At 59.8% G+C, this 18,970-nt stretch carries 15 protein-coding genes; 8 read left to right on the forward strand and 7 right to left on the reverse strand.

The genetic code is table 11. The features are described 5' to 3' along the window. Positions 1 to 56: 56 nt before the first annotated feature. The 3 genes from relA (at position 57) to ICA16_RS07920 (ending at position 3,821) form a co-directional block, all read left to right on the forward strand. A complete protein-coding gene (gene relA / locus ICA16_RS07910; RefSeq protein WP_150604235.1) occupies positions 57 to 2,300 on the forward strand; it encodes a GTP diphosphokinase in 2,244 nt (747 codons plus the stop codon). Between the two features lie 119 nt (positions 2,301 to 2,419). Further along, a complete protein-coding gene (gene mazG, locus ICA16_RS07915) occupies positions 2,420 to 3,253 on the forward strand; it encodes a nucleoside triphosphate pyrophosphohydrolase (protein WP_210700353.1) in 834 nt (277 codons plus the stop codon). A 25-nt stretch (positions 3,254 to 3,278) separates the two neighbouring features. After that, positions 3,279 to 3,821, forward strand: coding sequence for a DUF2058 domain-containing protein (locus tag ICA16_RS07920; protein WP_150604233.1), 543 nt, complete (start codon positions 3,279 to 3,281; stop codon positions 3,819 to 3,821). A gap of 70 nt (positions 3,822 to 3,891) precedes the next feature. On the opposite strand, the gene ICA16_RS07925 is transcribed toward ICA16_RS07920, so the two are convergent. From ICA16_RS07925 to ICA16_RS07950, 6 genes are all read right to left on the reverse strand, one after another. Then, positions 3,892 to 4,080 carry a hypothetical protein gene (locus ICA16_RS07925; protein ID WP_008079144.1) on the reverse strand — a complete coding sequence of 63 codons (189 nt, stop codon included), beginning with the start codon at positions 4,078 to 4,080 and terminating at the stop codon, positions 3,892 to 3,894. 391 nt (positions 4,081 to 4,471) lie between these two features. After that, entirely contained in the window at positions 4,472 to 5,692 is a 1,221-nt protein-coding gene (fabB, locus tag ICA16_RS07930; protein ID WP_150604232.1) for a beta-ketoacyl-ACP synthase I, read from the reverse strand. Positions 5,693 to 5,703: 11 nt separating this feature from the next. After that, positions 5,704 to 6,219, reverse strand: coding sequence for a 3-hydroxyacyl-[acyl-carrier-protein] dehydratase FabA (gene fabA, locus ICA16_RS07935; protein ID WP_042560484.1), 516 nt, complete (start codon positions 6,217 to 6,219; stop codon positions 5,704 to 5,706). Between the two features lie 247 nt (positions 6,220 to 6,466). Further along, entirely contained in the window at positions 6,467 to 8,371 is a 1,905-nt protein-coding gene (locus ICA16_RS07940; protein ID WP_210700354.1) for a response regulator, read from the reverse strand. Further along, the gene (locus tag ICA16_RS07945; RefSeq protein WP_210700355.1) at positions 8,368 to 9,300 is read right to left on the reverse strand and encodes an ABC transporter substrate-binding protein; all 933 of its coding nucleotides are present in this window, start codon (positions 9,298 to 9,300) and stop codon (positions 8,368 to 8,370) included. The genes ICA16_RS07940 and ICA16_RS07945 overlap by 4 nt, the downstream gene beginning before the upstream one ends. Before the next feature lies 1 nt (position 9,301). Next, the gene (locus ICA16_RS07950; protein WP_210700356.1) at positions 9,302 to 11,425 is read right to left on the reverse strand and encodes a TonB-dependent receptor plug domain-containing protein; all 2,124 of its coding nucleotides are present in this window, start codon (positions 11,423 to 11,425) and stop codon (positions 9,302 to 9,304) included. A gap of 196 nt (positions 11,426 to 11,621) precedes the next feature. Between ICA16_RS07950 and ICA16_RS07955 the strand changes: the two genes are divergently transcribed. The 5 genes from ICA16_RS07955 (at position 11,622) to ICA16_RS07975 (ending at position 15,774) form a co-directional block, all read left to right on the forward strand. After that, entirely contained in the window at positions 11,622 to 12,647 is a 1,026-nt protein-coding gene (locus ICA16_RS07955) for an NAD(P)H-dependent glycerol-3-phosphate dehydrogenase (protein WP_150604228.1), read from the forward strand. Between the two features lie 31 nt (positions 12,648 to 12,678). Then, positions 12,679 to 13,026 (forward strand): DUF4389 domain-containing protein, encoded by a 348-nt coding sequence (locus ICA16_RS07960; protein ID WP_042560479.1) that lies wholly within the window; start codon positions 12,679 to 12,681, stop codon positions 13,024 to 13,026. Then, positions 13,023 to 13,475: a phosphohistidine phosphatase SixA gene (sixA, locus tag ICA16_RS07965; RefSeq protein ID WP_150604226.1), complete on the forward strand. Its 453-nt coding sequence runs from the start codon at positions 13,023 to 13,025 to the stop codon at positions 13,473 to 13,475. The genes ICA16_RS07960 and sixA overlap by 4 nt, the downstream gene beginning before the upstream one ends. A 168-nt stretch (positions 13,476 to 13,643) precedes the next feature. Further along, positions 13,644 to 15,299, forward strand: a complete 1,656-nt coding sequence (locus tag ICA16_RS07970) for an AMP-binding protein (protein ID WP_210700357.1) — start codon at positions 13,644 to 13,646, stop codon at positions 15,297 to 15,299. 31 nt (positions 15,300 to 15,330) lie between these two features. Continuing rightward, entirely contained in the window at positions 15,331 to 15,774 is a 444-nt protein-coding gene (locus ICA16_RS07975) for a hotdog fold thioesterase (RefSeq protein WP_150616045.1), read from the forward strand. A gap of 32 nt (positions 15,775 to 15,806) precedes the next feature. Here ICA16_RS07975 and ICA16_RS07980 read toward each other — a convergent pair whose 3' ends face one another. Continuing rightward, positions 15,807 to 18,848: an RHS repeat-associated core domain-containing protein gene (locus ICA16_RS07980; RefSeq protein WP_228734151.1), complete on the reverse strand. Its 3,042-nt coding sequence runs from the start codon at positions 18,846 to 18,848 to the stop codon at positions 15,807 to 15,809. Between the last annotated feature and the right edge of the window lie 122 nt (positions 18,849 to 18,970).

Raw genomic sequence — 18,970 nt, forward strand, 5'->3', positions numbered from 1 at the left:
ACGAAGGTCAGCGATTTTGACGCATTGAATCTGCGTCGTAGGGAAGGTAAAGCAAGATGGTACAGGTGAGAGCACACCAGCCGATCAACACTGACGGCAGTATCAATCTCGAGGCTTGGCTCGATCACGCGGTCAGTGTCGATCTGGCACTGGATCGCGAAGCCTTGAAAGAAGCCTGCGAGTTTGCTCGCGAGGCCGAACAACAGTCCAATGCTGCGAAAAACCTGTGGGCCGAGGGCTCCGGGAGTTTCAGAACCGGCCTTGAGATCGCCGAGATTCTCGCCGATCTCAAGCTCGATCAGGATTCGCTGGTCGCGGCGGTCCTGTACCGTGGCGTGCGCGAAGGCCAGATCGAATTTGCGGCGGTCGGCCAGCGCTTTGGTCCTGTGGTGGCCAAACTGATCGACGGCGTGCAGCGCATGGCCGCGATCAGTGCCAGTCTCAGTCCGCGCCAGTCGATGGTCATGGGCACGCAAGGGCAGGTGGAAAACCTGCGCAAAATGCTCGTTGCCATGGTCGACGACGTGCGGGTTGCCCTGATCAAACTGGCGGAACGCACCTGCGCCATTCGTGCAGTGAAAACCGCCGACGACGAGAAGCGTAACCGCGTCGCCCGGGAAGTCTTCGACATCTATGCGCCGCTCGCGCACCGGCTCGGCATCGGTCATATCAAATGGGAACTGGAGGACTTGTCCTTCCGTTATCTGGAGCCTGATCAATACAAGCAGATCGCCAAGTTGCTCCATGAGCGACGGCTTGATCGCGAGCGTTTCATCGCCGACGTGATGACCCAGCTCAAGGATGAATTGCAGGCCACCGGCGTCGACGCCGACATCAGCGGTCGGGCCAAACACATCTATTCGATCTGGCGCAAAATGCAGCGCAAGGGTCTGGAGTTCAGTCAGATCTACGACGTGCGTGCAGTGCGCGTGCTGGTGCCGGAAATGCGCGATTGCTATACCGCGCTGGGTATCGTCCACACGCTGTGGCGGCACATCCCGAAAGAATTCGACGACTACATCGCCAACCCGAAAGAGAACGGCTACCGCTCGTTGCACACGGCCGTGATCGGCCCGGAAGGTAAAGTGCTGGAAGTGCAGATTCGTACGCATTCGATGCACGAAGAAGCCGAGCTCGGCGTCTGCGCGCACTGGCGCTACAAGGGCACTGACGTCAAGTCCGGTTCCAATCACTACGAAGAGAAAATTTCCTGGCTGCGTCAGGTGCTCGAGTGGCATGAAGAGCTGGGTGATATTGGTGGTCTTGCCGAACAGCTGCGCGTCGATATCGAGCCGGATCGGGTCTACATCTTCACGCCCGACGGTCACGCCATCGACTTGCCGAAAGGCGCAACACCGCTGGACTTCGCCTACCGCGTCCACACCGAAATCGGTCACAACTGCCGTGGCGCGAAGATCAACGGGCGCATTGTGCCGCTCAACTACAGCCTGCAGACCGGTGAGCAGGTCGAGATCATCACCAGCAAACACGGCACACCAAGCCGCGACTGGCTGAACTCCAACCTCGGTTACGTCACCACGTCGCGGGCGCGGGCGAAGATCGTTCACTGGTTCAAGTTGCAGGCCCGAGACCAGAACGTCGCCGCCGGTAAAACCCTGATCGAACGCGAGCTCACACGCCTCGGCCTGCCAGCGGTAGATTTCGACAAGTTGGCCGAGAAGGCCAACATGAAAACCGCCGAAGACATGTTCGCCGCCCTCGGTGCCGGCGACCTGCGTCTGGCGCAACTGGTCAACCTGGCGCAGCAACTGGTCGAGCCGGAACGCGGTAACGAACAGCTGGAACTGATCCCGCGCAAAGCGACCGGCTACAAGCCGGGCAAGCGCGGCGACATTCAGATTCAGGGTGTCGGCAACCTGATGACGCAAATGGCCGGCTGCTGCCAGCCGTTGCCTGGCGATGCGATTGTCGGTTACATCACCCAGGGCCGTGGCGTGAGCATTCACCGCCAGGACTGCGCCTCGGTGCTGCAACTGGGCGGGCGCGAGCCAGAGCGGATCATTCAGGTCAGTTGGGGACCAGTGCCGGTGCTCACCTATCCGGTGGACATCGTCATCCGCGCCTACGACCGTTCGGGGCTGCTGCGTGACGTCTCGCAGGTGCTGCTCAACGAGCGGATCAACGTGCTGGCGGTCAACACCCGCTCGAACAAGGAAGACAACACCGCGCTGATGTCCCTGACCATCGAGATCCCGGGGCTGGATGCACTGGGTCGGTTGCTTGGGCGGATTTCGCAGTTGCCGAACATCATCGAGACGCGGCGTAATCGCACCCCGTGACGCAATCCCCTGTAGGAGCTGCCGCAGGCTGCGATCTTTTGACTTTGATTTTGAAAACAAGATCAAAAGATCGCAGCCTGCGGCAGCTCCTACAGGGATCGGTTCTAAGAGAGAATTTGATGTACAGCCTTGAAGACCTGCTCCATCTCATGAGCCGTCTGCGCGATCCGCAGTTCGGTTGCCCGTGGGACATCAAGCAAACCTACGCGACCATCGTCCCGCACACCCTCGAAGAGGCCTACGAAGTGGCCGACGCCATCGAGCGCGGCGATTTCGATCATTTGCAGGGCGAGCTCGGCGACCTGTTGTTCCAGGTCGTCTATTACAGCCAGTTGGCGCGCGAAGAAGGTCGTTTCGAGTTTGCCGGAGTTATCGACAGCATCACCCGCAAGCTGATCCGCCGTCATCCTCACGTTTTCCCTACTGGCGACCTGTACGCGCCGCTGGACGTGCCGCGTTTGAATGAAGAGCAGGTCAAGCAGCGCTGGGAAGAAATCAAGGCCGAAGAGCGTGCCGAGAAATCCGCCGCGCCGCAGCAGCTTTCATTGCTTGATGACGTACCGGCTGCGTTGCCTGCATTGTCGCGCTCAGCCAAATTGCAGAAGCGTGCAGGGCAGGTCGGTTTCGACTGGCCGGACGCCTTGCCGGTGTTCGACAAGGTGCGTGAAGAGCTCGATGAAGTGCTCGAAGCGATGTCCGAAAACGATCCCGCAGCGGTGGCTGACGAGATCGGTGATCTGCTGTTTTCCGTGGTCAATCTGGCCCGGCATCTGAAGGTCGACCCGGAAACTGCATTGCGTGGCGCCAACGGCAAGTTCGAAAGACGTTTCCGTTTTATCGAACAGGCATTGCGCGACACCCACCGTCCCATAGAAGATTGCACCCTCGAAGAGTTGGACGCCCTGTGGGGTGAAGCCAAACGTCAGGAAAAGAATTTGCCCAGCTGCGGCTGAGCAACTGCCCAAGTGAGTAAGCACCATGAGTATTTCCCTTCGCGATCAGTTGCTCAAAGCAGGCCTGGTCAACCAAAAGCAGGCCAAGCAGGTCAGCAAGGACAAGCAGAAGCAGCAGCGTCTGGTCCACAAAGGTCAGATCGAGCTGGACGACTCGCAGCAGCGCGCCGCCCAGGAAGCCATGGCCGAGAAGGTCAAGCGCGACCAGGAACTGAACCGTCAGCAGAAAGAGAAGGCTGAAGCCAAGGAGCGCGCCGCGCAGGTCAAGCAGTTGATCGAAGTCTCGCGTCTGCCGAAGCTGACCACCGAGGATTACTACAACTTCGTTGACGACAAGAAGGTCAAGCGCCTGTCGGTCAACACGCTGATGCGCAACAAGCTCAGCAGCGGTTCGCTGGCGATCGTGCATCATGCCGGCGGCTATGAAGTGATCCCTCGTGAAGCGGCCCTGAAGATCCAGGAGCGCGATCCACAGCGCATCGTGCAACTCAACGTGCAGACCGAAGAGGTCAACGCCGAGGACGATCCGTACGCGGCCTATCAGATCCCTGACGATCTGATGTGGTAAATCGCTGAGCCTGTAACAACGACAAACCCCGCTCATGGCGGGGTTTGTCGTTTTCAATGCTGTGGTTGATTCAGGCGGATCGTAAATCCCGTTGCTGCTCTTGCACTTCCAGTTCGGCCTTGTAGTTGTGGGCGTCGATTTCGTTGTGGAACATGCCGACCAGCAAGTCTTGTTGATGCACATCCCAGATCCGGATACCGGCGGCTACGCCTTCATGGGACATGTGTGAATCGTCGCGTTCAGTTACTTTTACAGTCATCTGCTAGCTCCAAATCTCAAGTTATCTGCAGCAAGGCGTGTGCAGGACTCTTTTATAGGATTTGTTAGGCAGCTAAGTAAACGGCTGATTCGCGCAAGGTGTTGTTGCGTATTTTGCAACAGTGCTGCAGGCCGCTGAATCCGCGACATTCGGTCGCAGGGCGGTAAGTTTCATGACAGAAGTTTCATTTTCAGACTCACACAATCCCCTGTAGGAGCTGCCGAAGGCTGCGATCTTTTGACTGTGATTTTTAAAAGAAAAGATCAAAAGATCGCAGCCTTCGGCAGCTCCTACACAGGCATTTGTGTTGGGTCATGAGGTTTTTTGCAGGCCAAAAAAAACGCCCCGAACCAGTCGGGGCGTTTTTCATGTGTGGCTCAAGCCTTGGGAATTACTTGCCTTCCCAGCGCTTCATCACCAGCGTGGCGTTGGTGCCGCCGAAGCCGAAGCTGTTGCTCATCACGGTGTTGATGGTGGCGTTTTCGCGAGTCTTGGTCAGAATCGGCATGTCAGCCACTTCCGGGTCCAGCTCGTCGATGTTGGCGGAACCGGCAATGAAGTTGCCTTCCATCATCAGCATGCAGTAGATCGCTTCGTGAACGCCGGCAGCGCCCAGGGAGTGACCGGACAGGCTCTTGGTCGAGCTGATCGCTGGAGCCTTGTCGCCGAACACTTCACGCACACCTTTCATTTCCGCGACGTCGCCGACCGGAGTCGAAGTGCCGTGGGTGTTCAGGTAGTCGATCGGGGTATCAACGGTGGACATCGCCATCTGCATGCAGCGGATCGCGCCTTCGCCACTTGGGGCAACCATGTCGTAGCCGTCGGACGTCGCGCCATAGCCAACGATTTCCGCGTAGATCTTCGCGCCACGGGCCAGAGCGTGTTCCAGCTCTTCAACCACAACCATGCCGCCACCACCGGCGATGACGAAACCGTCACGGTCGGCGTCGTAGGCACGGGAGGCTTTTTCCGGGGTGTCGTTACGCTTGCTGGACAGGGCGCCCATCGCGTCGAACAGGAACGACTGGCTCCAATGCTCTTCTTCACCGCCACCGGCGAAAACGATGTCCTGCTTGCCCATCTGGATCTGTTCCATGGCGGTACCGATGCAGTGAGCACTGGTGGCACAGGCAGAAGCGATGGAGTAGTTCAGGCCCTTGATCTTGAATGGCGTGGCCAGGCAAGCGGAAACGGTGCTGCTCATGGTCCGCGTTACACGGTATGGGCCGACGCGCTTCACGCCTTTCTCGCGCAGGATGTCCAGCGCTTCCATCTGGTTCAGCGTGGAAGCACCGCCGGAGCCGGCGATCAGGCCGGTACGCGGGTTGGACACTTGCTCTTCGGTCAGGCCGGAGTCAGTGATCGCGTCTTTCATCGCCAGGTAGGCGTAAGCCGCGGCGTGGCCGACGAAGCGAAAGATCTTGCGATCGATCAGCTCTTCGAGGGGAAGGTCAATGGAGCCGGAAACCTGGCTACGCAGACCCATTTCGGCATATTCCGGGTTGAACCGGATGCCAGGGCGGCTTGCACGCAGGTTAGCGGAGACGGTCTCTTTGTCATTGCCCAGGCAAGAAACGATACCCAGACCAGTGATAACGACGCGGCGCATGCGGATAACCCTTAGAAGTTTTCAGTGGAGGTAAACACGCCGACCCGGAGGCCTTCGGCGGTGTAGATTTCGCGACCGTCCACAGAGACCGAACCGTCAGCGATTGCCAGGTTCAGCTTGCCCTTGAGGACGCGCTTGATTTGAATGTTATAGGTGACTTTCTTGGCGGTCGGCAGAACCTGGCCGAAGAATTTCACTTCGCCCGAACCCAGCGCACGGCCACGGCCCGGCAGACCTTGCCAGCCCAAGAAGAAGCCAACCAGTTGCCACATGGCGTCAAGGCCCAGGCAGCCCGGCATCACCGGATCGCCCTCGAAGTGGCAAGCGAAGAACCACAGGTCAGGGGTGATATCCAGCTCGGCGACCAATTCACCTTTGCCGTACTTGCCGCCTTCTTCGCTGATATGGGTGATGCGATCCACCATCAGCATGTTCGGGGCGGGCAGTTGCGCGTTACCTGGGCCGAACAGCTCACCGCGACTGCAGCGCAGCAGGTCTTCCCGAGTAAAGGCGTTTTGTTTGGTCATGCGAGCTCCTCAATAATCCCATGCGGCAGGTGGGGCAAATCTTCCCGACCGTTCGAAGCATTCATGCCTCGAACCGGCAGCCTACTCATAGACTATTGCGTTGTGGTGAAAGTCACAGCACCAAGGACATGAATGTACACTTGTGCACTGAAATTTTTAATCAAGCCTCTTTTGAGGCTCGTTCGGGTGCCTAAGACTGCCGCACTTTCGCTTTTCATGCCAGTCGCAGATGGTCGAAAAGCCGACACTAAGACACCCACCGCTGCAGAATCTGCTGCAGATCATTACGTTTGAACGGCTTCGCCAGATAATCGTTCATCCCCGCCGACAGACAGGTTTCCCGGTCGCCCTGCAAGGCATTGGCGGTCAGCGCGATGATCGGCACGTCGCTGCGTCCGGGCAGGCGGCGGATCTGCCGGGTCGCTTCATAGCCATCGATGATCGGCAGACGACAGTCCATCAGAATCACTTCGAACTCACTGCCCTCGACACTACGCACCGCCTGCACGCCATCGGTGGCGACACTGACAGTAAAGCCCAGACTGCGCAGCATCGCTTCAATAACCGTCTGATTGACCGGATTGTCTTCGACCAACAACACATGGCGTCCTTCACCATCGCCGCTGCCATTGAGCACCCGCGGCGCAGCCAATGGCGGCAATGCTTGCTTATATAGAGCCAGCGGAATTTCCAGGGTGAACACCGACCCAAGACCTTCCTCACTCTGCGCTCTTAATGTACCGCCCATGCGTTCGGCGAGTGTGCGGGCGATCGGCAGGCCCAGACCGGTGCCGCCATAACGTCGCGATATCGAACTGTCAGCCTGCTGGAAAGCGTTGAACATCAGTTCCAGGTGCTCGGACGAAATACCGATGCCACTGTCGCGCACCGAGCAGGTGAACCACAGCAATTCGTGATCCAGCGACTGCCACTGCGCCTCGATACTGACCCGGCCCTGTTCAGTGAACTTCAAGGCATTGCCGACCAGATTGACCAGAATCTGCCGGATGCGCGTCGGATCGCCCTGCACCTGCAGGCCGCGCATGTCTTCGGGAATCCGCAGGTTCAGCGCCAAGCCACGTTGCACTGCGCTGTGCTGGAACGACTGGGCGCACGCGCCGATCAGTTCGGCGAGGTTGAACGGAATATGTTCCAGCTCAAGCTCCGAACGCTCGATGCGCGAGAAGTCGAGGATGTCGTTGATCACCTTGAGCAAGTGTTCAGTGGACTCCGAGGCGAGCGCGGCGTACTCGATCTGCTCCTCGGTCATGTCGGTGGTTTCCAGCAATTGCAGCATGCCGAGCACGCCATTCATGGGCGTGCGCAGTTCATGGCTCATCATCGCCAGGAAATCGGATTTGGCGTTGTTGGCCTTTTCCGCTTCTTCGCGGGTCTGGATCAGTTGCGCCATCGCCTGATGCTGTTCACGACTGGCCTGTTCCAGCGCCTGAGCGAGATTGTTGATGTGCTGCGACAGTGCGCCCAGTTCGGTGTCATCGACGATCGGCAGCGGGGTTTTAAAGTCGCCATCCTGGATCGCCTTGACCGCGTCGCCGATATTGCGAATCGGCTGCGACAGGCTGCCGGCCAGACGCCGCGCCAGGACAAACGTGAAGAGCAGGGCGAACAGCGCCAGAATCCCGGCCTTGAGCAGAATTTCCTGCTGGCGCTGACTGAAGGCATCGTTGGACAGACCAACGATCACTCGCCCCAGATAATCCTCGCTGGCCGCGCCGCTGCTGACTTTGGCGTCCTGGAAAAAATCATTGTTCAGGGCAATTCGTTGCAGCCGTACCGGCGCCTGAAACACTTCGACCTGATGCGGACGACTGTGGGCATCCGCCGGTTGTTCGACATACACCAGAATCCGGTTGGCGCTGTCCTGTACTTCAAGGAAGCGCACGTTGGGCGTCGCCAGTGTTGCCTTGAGCAGACTTTCCAACACGTCGTTGTTGCCGGATATCACCCCGTATTCGGTGGCGGGCGCCAGTTGGTTGGCGATCAGTTGACCGGTGTGGTTGAGCTCCTGGCGCAAATCCTGAATGCGCACGAAGGTGAAGAAACTGATCAACAACAAGGTCAGCAACAGCGCCGGGCCCAGGCTGATCAGCTGAGTGCGGGTGTTGATATCCCAACGACGACGAAAATTCATGGGCGGCTTTCTCCTTCAGCCAACGCGCTGGCGACAGACGCTTCATTCAGCGGTTCGATACCCAAGGAACGAGCGACCTGGGCATTACTTGAGACCTTGAAGCGTTCGGGATAGAGCGATCGCGGCCAATGGATCGGCGGCTGGTCGAGCAACCGGTCGAGAATGCTCAGCCAATCGCTCTGGTCGCTGTAAGTGCTGGCCAGGCTGCCGGCACGCACGAACGCGGCGTTTGGCCCGACCAGCGCCATTTGCCGGGAATAGCTGCTGAGCAGCAGATTTTTCGCGGTCTTGGGGTTGTACAGATCCGGATCATCCAGGCCCAGCAGCACGTCACTGTTTTTCAGCACGGCTTGCAGGGGGCGGCTGTCGTGAGTGTTGTCCCAGCGCTGGCTGACCACTTGCAGATTCAGCGGCTCGGCAGCCAGAAGCAGCTCTTTGAGGAGGAACTCGCTGTGTTCATCGAACAACACGCCAATCCTGCTCGCCTGAGGCAGGATGTGGCGGATCAACTGCAACTGTCGGCTCAGCGGCGGATCACTCCAGAGCAAACTCAGGTGCGCCGGTTGCGCGGCGCCGAGGCGTTGTCGGGCTTGCAGACGACTGATGCGCAACACCAGCGTCGCCGGGCCTTGAGGTTCTTGCAGGCGCCAGTCGAGGCTCGGCAGGTCGAGCAGAATCAGGCGCAGGCTGGACGGCAATTTGCCTGGCGCTGGCAGACTGGCCAAGGGCTGGAAACGCACGTTGTCGGTGGGACGCAATTCACTCAGCGCCTGGACGAACGCCTGCACGCCGGGGCTTTCTTCGGCGCCGGTCAGCAAAATGTCCGCGGCTTGCACCGCCACGCCGTGCAACCACACGGTCACAAACAGGCAAAGTCCGGCCAGCCAATGGCCGAGGGTCGGCGCCTTCCTTGACAGGCCGTGGCGCATCCTAGAACTCCAGCTCGGCGCTGACATACATCACGCGGCGTTCGTCGTAATTGTTGTCGACGAAGGTGGTCGGCTCGTGATCGAGGCGCTGCTGCAACACGCCGGCCAGTTCCAGTTGGGCCTTGCCCAGCGTGATGCGTTTGGCGATTCGCGTGTCGACGCGCTCGAAGCGATAGCCGTTGAGCGCGTTGTCGCCGTAATAGAAGAGGGCGCTGTTCCAGCCGTGACCCCAATCGCGCAGCCATCCGGCAGAACCGCTGTGACTGGCGGTGAATTGCTGATCCAGCGGATTGCTCGCCTCGGCGTCGACGTAAGCGTAAGTGAAGCGCAAGCGGTCGACCGTGTTAACGCGCCAGTCGAGTTGGGTTTCGGTGCCGCGAAAACGCGAGCTGTTGGCGTTGCTGGCGATGTACTGATTGTTGCGCAGCGGTTCGCTGATCATCCCGGTGATCTCGTCGTAGAACAGTTTGACGTCGACCGCCAGGCCCCATTCGGCAAAGTAGCCGTTGTAGCCCAGCTCTCGCGAGCGCATGTGTTCCTGGTCGAGATCGCCGGGGCCGCGGGTCTTGACGAAGTAGCGCGCCGAAGATTTGCCGTACGCCGAAGGTCGCAGTTTGCTGACCTGATAGCTCCAGTTGACGTTGTTCTCGAACATGTCCGGCGAGCGAATCGCCTCCGAGTACACCGCACGCAGGCCGTGACGCGGGTTGATCAGGTAATTGATCGCGAAGCGTGGGGTCAGCGAACTGCCGATCAGTTGCGTGTCCTCGAACATCGCGCCGCCCTGCAACAGCCAGTGTTCAGTGGCGCGCCACTCCAATTGGCCGAACGCCCGCCACGTAGTGTCGTCCAGCGTGCCGTTGAAGTAGGTCTCGGAATTGGCGCGGTCGTAACGATAGTTCAGGCCGCTGACCAGACGCAGGCTGTCGGAGAGGCTGAGGGTGTCTTGCAGTTCGAGGTCGTAGCGCGACTCGCGCGCGCTCTGGTCGATGTCGCCGCACAGGGTCTGACTGGCGCCGTTGCGCCACTGATCGAGCACTTGGGTGGCCAGAGCCATTTCCCGCGGCGTACCAGGTTCCGCGCCTGGACCAGTGAAACGCGTGATGTTGCGCGCTAAACGCTCGGTGTAATTCGGGTTGAGCTGCCACAGCTGTGTCAGCTCCGGGCTGAACGACACCTCGGCATCACAGGCGCGCCACACCTGCTGACGATCCCAGTGCTGCGCCGAGCCTTGTATATAAAGACTGTGCTCGGGATTGATGTCGAGATTCCAGCGCACTGAACCGGCATAGTCCTTGGCCACCACGTCGGAATTGTTGCCGCTGTCAGTAATCCCCGAGAACACCGGGCGGTAGGTATAAGGCCGTTGATTGCTGCCGTCCTTCGCATTGGCCTGCCAGTCGAGGCTCTGGTTGTCAGTCAGCGTGTGGCTGACCGCAAGGCTGAAGCGGTTCAAGCGGCGGCTGTCACGGTAATCGGCGCCCGTGCGATCGCTGTCGAAACCGTCATCCTCCTGGCCGGACAGCGACAGACGCAGATCACCGCCATTCCATCCGGTGCCCTGGCTGGCATAAAAATCGTTGATGCCGCGCTGGCCTCGGGTGATTTTCAGCCGCGTGCCGTGGCTGTCTGCCGGATTGCGGGTGATGATATTGACCACTGCCATCAGCGCGTTGGCGCCGTAGCTGACAGTGTTCGGGCCGCGAAAGACTTCGATGCGCTCGATGTCCTCCATGGCCACCGGAATATCGCTCCAGTCCACCGTGGCCAGACCTGCGCGGTACACCGAGCGGCCGTCGATCAACACCTGCATGCGCCGCGCTTCGGTGGCGTTGGTGCCGTGGTAATTGACCGCCGCCTGATTGCCGCTGATGTTGCCGACCATCATGCCCGGCACCAGCCGCAGCAGTTCGCTGATGTCGCGGGCGCCGCTGGCGCTGATCAATTCGCTGTCGAGCACGGTCATGCTCCCCGGCACTTCCGCCGGCGTCTGTTTCAGCCGAGTGGCTGTCAGTACCTGCGGCAGCGCCTGGCTGTCCATGAACAGGTCGTCCGCCAGCAATACCGGGCTGAACAACAGCGCCAGCAGCAGGGAGGAACGCGGTGGGGGAGGAGCGAAAAACACGACGCGGCCTATCGAACGAAGAATTGGCGCGCATGTTAACCGAGGACAGCGACTTTTCTAATCACGTTGCAGGCATTTTCCTAGGTTTTATTGGTCTTCTTCCTACAAGTGTCGGTAATTGACGCAGGGGCTGGCCGCGACCGGGTCGCCCCGTATAATGCCGGCATCGCCACTGGTATGGATTAACGGATTGCATATGACTGAGCAGCGCCCGATTGCGGTCCTGGGAGGCGGAAGTTTTGGTACCGCCGTGGCCAACCTTCTGGCCGAGAACGGCCATCAAGTCTTGCAGTGGATGCGTGACCCCGAGCAGGCCGAGGCCATCCGGGTCAACCGCGAAAACCCGCGTTACCTCAAAGGCATCAAGATTCTGCCGGGCGTGACTGCGGTCACCGACTTGCAGCACACCCTCGACGCCTGCGACTTGTGCTTTGTCGCGCTGCCGTCCAGCGCACTGCGCGCAGTGCTCGCCGCGCACGCCGAGCGTCTGAGCGGCAAGATGCTGGTCAGCCTGACCAAAGGCATCGAAGCCCACACCTTCAAGCTGATGAGCCAGATCCTCGAAGAGATCGCCCCGCAGGCGCGCATCGGCGTGTTGTCCGGGCCCAATCTTGCGCGGGAAATTGCCGAGCACGCGCTGACGGCAACGGTGGTCGCCAGTGAAGACGAAGAACTGTGCAAACAGGTGCAAGCCGCGCTGCATGGCCGCACATTTCGTGTTTACGCCAGCGCCGACCGTTTCGGTGTCGAACTGGGCGGGGCGTTGAAGAACGTTTACGCGATCATCGCCGGCATGGCGGTGGCCCTGGAAATGGGCGAGAACACCAAGAGCATGCTGATCACCCGCGCATTGGCCGAGATGACCCGGTTTGCGGTGAATCAGGGCGCCAACCCCATGACCTTCCTCGGTCTGGCGGGTGTTGGCGATCTGATCGTCACGTGCTCGTCGCCGAAAAGCCGCAACTATCAAGTCGGATTCGCCCTCGGCCAGGGCCTGAGCCTTGAAGAGGCGGTGTCGCGCCTCGGTGAAGTCGCCGAAGGGGTCAATACCCTGAAAGTGCTGAAAGCCAAGTCCCAGGAAGTCGGCGTCTACATGCCGCTGGTCGCCGGCTTGCACGCGATCCTGTTCGAGGGGCGCACGCTGGAACAGGTCATCGAGCTGTTGATGCGCGCCGAGCCGAAAACCGACGTCGACTTTATTTCCACCAGTGGTTTCAACTGACTGCTGTTATTCACGGGTAGGGGAGCTGAACATGAACGAATCAAAATCCGAAGCCAGGTACGAATCCATCCTCCTGCGGGTGTTGTGGATGATCGTCTACCTGCTGGTCTGGCAAGTGGCGCAGTTTATTCTCGGCGCGGTGGTGCTGGTGCAACTGATCTATCGTTTGATCTATGGCGCACCGAGCGCCAGCCTGATGAACTTCGGCGACAGTCTGAGCCAGTTTCTGGCTCAGATCGGCCGCTTCGGCAGTTTTCACAGCGACCAGAAGCCTTGGCCGTTTGCCGACTGGCCAGCGCCGCGTACGCCGGAAGGCGAGGCGCCACATGCCGTGCCGCCAGCACCGCATCCGGTTCGCGATGAGGAACCCAAACTATGAAACTCTGGGTATTGCGTCACGGTGAGGCCGTGCCTTATGGCTCGTGCCCCGACTCCGAACGGGAACTGACCGAGCACGGTCGCAAGGAAGCCTTGAGCAGCGCGGCCCGATTGATCGGTCAGCCGCTGACGGCGATCTACGCCAGCCCCTACCTGCGCGCGCAACAGACCGCGCAGATTGTCCGCGAGGCGCTGGGCTTCGAACCCGAGATCCGCACGGTCGAGTGGCTGACGCCGGAGGTCGATCCGGACAAGGTCACTGATCAGCTGGTTTCGGTGAGCAATGTGCTGCTGGTCAGTCACAACCCGCTGGTGGGCAATTTGCTCAGCTATCTGCAGCATGGCGCCGGGTATCCGCCGGAGAAAGTCAGCACGGCGGGGTTGGCCGAGCTGGAGAGTGCTGAACTGCTGATCGGCTCGATGACCCTCAACAGCCTCAAGCATCCTTAAAGCAAAAGATCGCAGCCTTCGGCAGCTCCTACATGAGAATGCGATCCCATGTAGGAGCTGCCGAAGACTGCGATCTTTTGATCTTGTTTCTTTTAGTAAAAATTCCAACCAAGCACTTGCTTGGTTGACTACGCTTGCTCCAGACCTAAAAAAACAGGAGCGAGTCGCATGTCTGCCGCATTCCGTTTGCCGCTGGACGTGTTTTACGAACGTGAAGCCCGGCATCCGCGCCAGCGTTTTCTTGTGCAGCCCATCGGTGGTGGCCAGGTCGAGACGCTGACCTGGGCCGACGTCGGCCATCAGGCCCGTTGCGCCGCACACTGGCTGCGTGCACGGGAGTTGCCGCAAGGCAGCCACATCGCCCTGATCTCGAAAAATTGCGCGCACTGGATCATTGCCGATCTGGCCATCTGGATGGCCGGGCACGTGTCAGTGCCGCTGTATCCGAACCTGACGGCCGACTCCGTCGCCCAAGTGCTCAAACACTCGGAGAGTGTGCTGGCGTTTATCGGCAAACTCGATGACTGGCCGAGCATGTCGACAGGCGTGCCGGCGGGCTTGCCGACCATCAGCCTGCCGCTGCATCCGCCTGGCGATTTCGATTTCAGCTGGGCCGATTTGCAAAGCAGCTCGCCGATCCAGGACGATCCGCGTCCCGCCGCCGAGCAACTGGCGACCATCATCTACACCTCCGGCACCACTGGCCTGCCCAAAGGCGTGATGCACAGTTTTGCCAATCTTGGGTTTGCCACCAGCCGGGGCACGCAGCTCTTCGGGCTCAACGAGAGCGATCGGCTGCTGTCGTACCTGCCGTTGTGCCATGTCGCGGAACGCATGTTCGTTGAAATGGCCTCGATCTATACCGGGCAGACAGTGTTCTTTGCCGAAAGCCTCGACACCTTCATCACCGATCTCAAGCGGGCGCGGCCGACGGCGATGTTCGGGGTGCCGCGGATCTGGACCAAATTCCAGATGGGCGTCTACAGCAAGATCCCGGCGAAGCGTCTTGATTTGCTGCTCGGTCTGCCCTTCATCGGCAAGCGTGTGGGGCATAAAGTGCTGGCGGGCCTGGGGCTGGACGCCTTGCGCGTGGCGCTTTCCGGTGCAGCACCAGTGCCGCAGACATTGCTCGCCTGGTATCAGAAACTCGGCCTCGATGTGCTGGAGGTCTACGGCATGACCGAGGGTTGCGGTTACTCGCACATCTGTTTGCCCGGCGAATACAAACAGGGCTGGATCGGCAAACCGTGCCCGGATGTCGAGGTGCGCATCGATGAATCCGGCGAGGTGCAGGTGCGCAGTCAGGCGAACATGCTCGGTTACTTCAAGGAACCACAAAAAACCGCCGAGACCCTCACAGCAGACGGCTATCTGCGCACCGGCGACAAGGGCGAACAGGATGCCGAAGGGCGCTTGCGCCTGACCGGGCGACTGAAGGAAATCTTCAAGACCAGCAAAGGCAAATACGTCGCCCCGGCGCCGATCGAAAACCGTTTGGCCGTGCACTCGCGCATCGAACAGGTGTGTGTGGTCGGTGATGGTTTGAGCGCGCCGCTGGGGTTGTGTGTGCTTTCGACCGTCAATCAGGAAGAGCCTCGCGCGAGCCTGCATTCGAGCCTGGAAAAACTGCTGGAGGAGGTCAACGCCGTGCTCGACAAGCACGAGCGTCTGCGCCGGCTGGTGGTGGTCAAGGACAGCTGGGCGGTGGAAAACGGCTTCCTTACGCCGACCCTTAAAATCAAACGCAACGTCATAGAAGACACCTACGGCGCCCGCTTCGAAGAATGGAGCGCGCGCAGCGAGGCGGTGCTGTGGCAGGATTGAGCGACGACTAAAACAACAAAGGAAGTCTGCGATGAGCTTGTGGCGTACCACTCCCAACATCGAGCAGTTGAACGCGATCCAGAAAAACACCATCGGCGAAGTGCTCGACATCCGTTTCGAAGCGTTCGACGAGGAGTCGCTGACCGCGAGCATGGTCATCGACCACCGCACTCATCAGCCTTATGGCTTGCTGCACGGCGGCGCTTCGGTGGTGCTGGCGGAAACCGTCGGCTCGATGGCCAGTTATCTGTGCATCGATGCCAGCAAGTTTTATTGCGTGGGGCTTGAGATCAACGCCAACCATTTGCGCGGCCTGCGCAGTGGCCGGGTGACAGCGGTGGCCAAGCCGATTCACATCGGCCGCACCACGCATGTCTGGGATATCCGCCTGACCAGCGATGAAGGCAAGGCCAGTTGTGTGTCGCGGTTGACCATGGCGGTTGTGCCACTGGGGCAACAACCGCCGGCTCGATGAGGATCATGCGATTGAGTCGTCACAGGTGTCGTCTAAAAGTGCAGATTTGATCGCGAGTATTTGCGTTGACCGGGCGCCGTTTCGCTGACGATGTAGAACACCTCTGTGGCGGCGGGGTCGTAGGCCTGATTGCTGGACGTCGGCACCTCCTCCTGTTCGATGCCGCTGCCGACAGTGTTATTTTCCACATCCCAACGGGTCTGGCCCAGATCTGCGCTCAAGCCGGGAGTCGCGGTGGTGACAAATGTCGAGCGCAAGTCGCCAATCCCATTGGCGACCGCTCGACTGACTGCTGCCTGAGCATTGGCGTCCAATTTGTCAAAACCCGGTATTTGTGCGACCGCCAGGTTGGCCAGTTGACCCAGTGAGGAAAAGAAATGCCGGCTGCTGTACCCGACGACGGCTTTGGCCTTGTCGAGTGTCGGCCCGCTGCCTTTCGAGGGTTTGGTGGGCGTTCCCAAAAGGCCCCTTGCCGCGGAGGCTCCAGCTGCGCCGACGGCCGTCGCCGTGGCGGCGACCAAGGTTGATTGCAAGGCTTGTCCCGCAGGCTCGGCGCCAAACAACAGCGAGCCAGCATAGCCCAAGGCGCCACCCGCAGCACCCACGGCGCCCATGCTAGCGGCCCCGGTGCTGAAATCGGCACGGCCGACGGAGGGATTGCTCGGGCCGGCGTTGGCGAGAAATTGTGAAGACAGTTCGCGAAACACAGTCCCGAATGCGCTGCCGATTTGCGCGGCTGCAGCGGTATTGCCTAATGGGTCGAGAGCGCCGAGCAAAGAGGGGGCTGCCCCCAGTGCTGCGCCAAGAACAGTTCCGCCGACTTTAGCTAAAAAAGGTGCCATGCTGCCGGGATCATCGAAAGACAAGCGCGACTGTGCCCAGTTAGTGCTGGCGTACCCACTGATCGCTCCGGTAATGCCGCCCGCGATTGCACCGGCAATAGTTACTCCCGCGCCAAGGGGAGAGAGCGTTCCGGTGACGGTATATTGCGCACCGGCGGCAAGCAGGGCGCTGGGCAGTTCTCGGCCCGCGGTTGCTGCAGCCGCCTTGACCGTGTCGGAACCGGCGAGGCCTTGCAGGTCGACGAATCTGACCGGATTGCCGCGCACCATCGCAAACAGGTTCAGGCCATCGCCAATGCCTGCCGGGTCCGGGCTGAGCCAGCGCATCCACCAGTGGGCGTAATAGCGTTGGCCGTAGTAATACAGGCCGGTAGCGTCGCGCTCTTGTCCTGAGTAACGCCGCGTCTTGTAGCTGGCCTGCACTTTGTCCTGACCGGCCCACCATGACGTGCCGCCATAAGGGAAATACTCTTCCTCGCTGATCAGTGCGGCGTCTTTGTCGAGCGTCAGCTGGCTGGAGCCCAGATGATTGCTGAGGCTGTAGTGAAACTGGTCGGCACCGGGGCCGCCGTGAGTCCAGTGGAGTACCTGCACGGAGCAGCGCCCAGCCTGTACGCAGATCACCTCCAGCGTTTCTTGCGGTGTCGTGCGGATTTCCAGTCCCGGCAAGTATCGGGTTTCGTGGGTTCGCGTGGTGACGCCGTTGTGGATCAGGCGAATTTTGCGTTGGCGTTGCCCGGCGACATCGTAGATGTAGCGTTCAAAATCGTTCGCCGCCTCCTTGCGCACGACCTGGTCAACCTGGCGCAGCCGCTGGTCGAGGCTCCAGCTCAGGTTCTGGCCGGCAAGCAGTTGATGCTGTTTGCCGCAGGCATCGAAACCGGCGGCGATTTCACTCTCGTCGGGCAGGCTGCCATCATCCTTTTGTGTCAGGCCCCGATTGCTGTACCTGGAAATCGCCATGCGCTGGGTCCAGCCCTGGCTGGCTGCGCCATGAATCAGTAGGGTCAGGTTGCCGCCAGCATCATAGGTGTATGTCTGTCGGTAATTTTCCAGTTGTCCGGGATCGGAGGGGGAGGTGAATACCGGTTCATGCGGGCCGTTGCGGGTGTTGATTCGCTGGCGACCGGTAGCCTCGATCAACTGATAAAGACTGTTGTAGGTAAACTCGCTGACGGGTTCGATCCTCTGGTTGCGAAAATAATAAGTGCGCTGAGCCGTGTCCTCGATCCGGAGAATATTGCCCACCTGATCGTATTGGTACAGCAGACGTTGCAGTGGCGGCTGACCGGGCAGGCCCGCGCGGATTTCCAGAAGCCGGCCGTCCCGCGTGTCGTACAGGTTTTCGCTGGTCACGCCATTGCCGGCAGTCTGTCGCAGGATCTGATTACCGGCGCTGTACTGAATGCCGTGCAATAGCGGTGCAGCATTCGAATCCCCGGCCTGTTGCAGTCGAACACTACTGAGCTGACCTGCGACATTCAGATCGGAAAACTGCACATTACCTTTCGCATCTTCCACGCAGAGCGTGTTGCCTATGGCGTTGAAGGCTGTGCGCGTTATGGCTCCGCTGCCGGGTTCGTGGAGCAGGTCTCTCTCGGCCTCGGCAACCGGCCAGTGCGGCTCATCCAGAGTTTCAAGAAAGTATCGGGTCTGGGAAGCGACGCCGCCCGTCAGTGCGTAGCTTGAAAAAAGTATTGAGCCAGCACTGTCGTCAATACGAACCACTCTGCCGCATTGATTGTGCGAGGCGAACGGCGCGGCGTTGTCGCCGTACGTGTAAAACGCACTGTTTCTTGCCGGCCCGCCATGAGCCAGTTCGATCCTTTTGACCGGGCGCAACATGAGGTCATATTCGATTCGGACCTCAGTCAACAGGCTGTCCCAGCCGACAACCGTCTCTTTGGCTAACCCTGGCAATATCAGACGACTGCCCGCATCCACGCTGTCGCTGCGCAGAGCCACACCCGTCAGTCCGTGGATGGTTTGCAGGTTGGGTCGGGCGTCTGGTTCAGTCTTCAACAGTTCGTGCAGGCGGGGATCAAGGCTGACCGTCGGGCGACCTGCGGCATCATAGGTTTGTCGGTAAATCCGCGGTTGCGCCTCGGCGCCGGGGACTTCGCGGCAGTAGGACACCGAGGCGATGTCGAGTCCGCGAGGATCCCGTACAGAAACTGTTGGCGTTTTGGCATGCATGGTGGCGCCCCCGAGAACGCTGTGAACTGTCAGCATTCATCCGCCTTTGCCGGACTCTCGTCAACTGTCAGAACTAACAGGTAAGGGCTGTTTTTCGACGATATTTTCGGATTGTTTTCATCGATGAAACGACGCTGTCATCATTCCTGGCAGTTACG

The sequence above is a fragment of the Pseudomonas anatoliensis genome (genome assembly GCF_017976235.1).
In the GTDB taxonomy this organism is placed as follows: Bacteria; Pseudomonadota; Gammaproteobacteria; order Pseudomonadales; family Pseudomonadaceae; genus Aquipseudomonas; species Aquipseudomonas anatoliensis.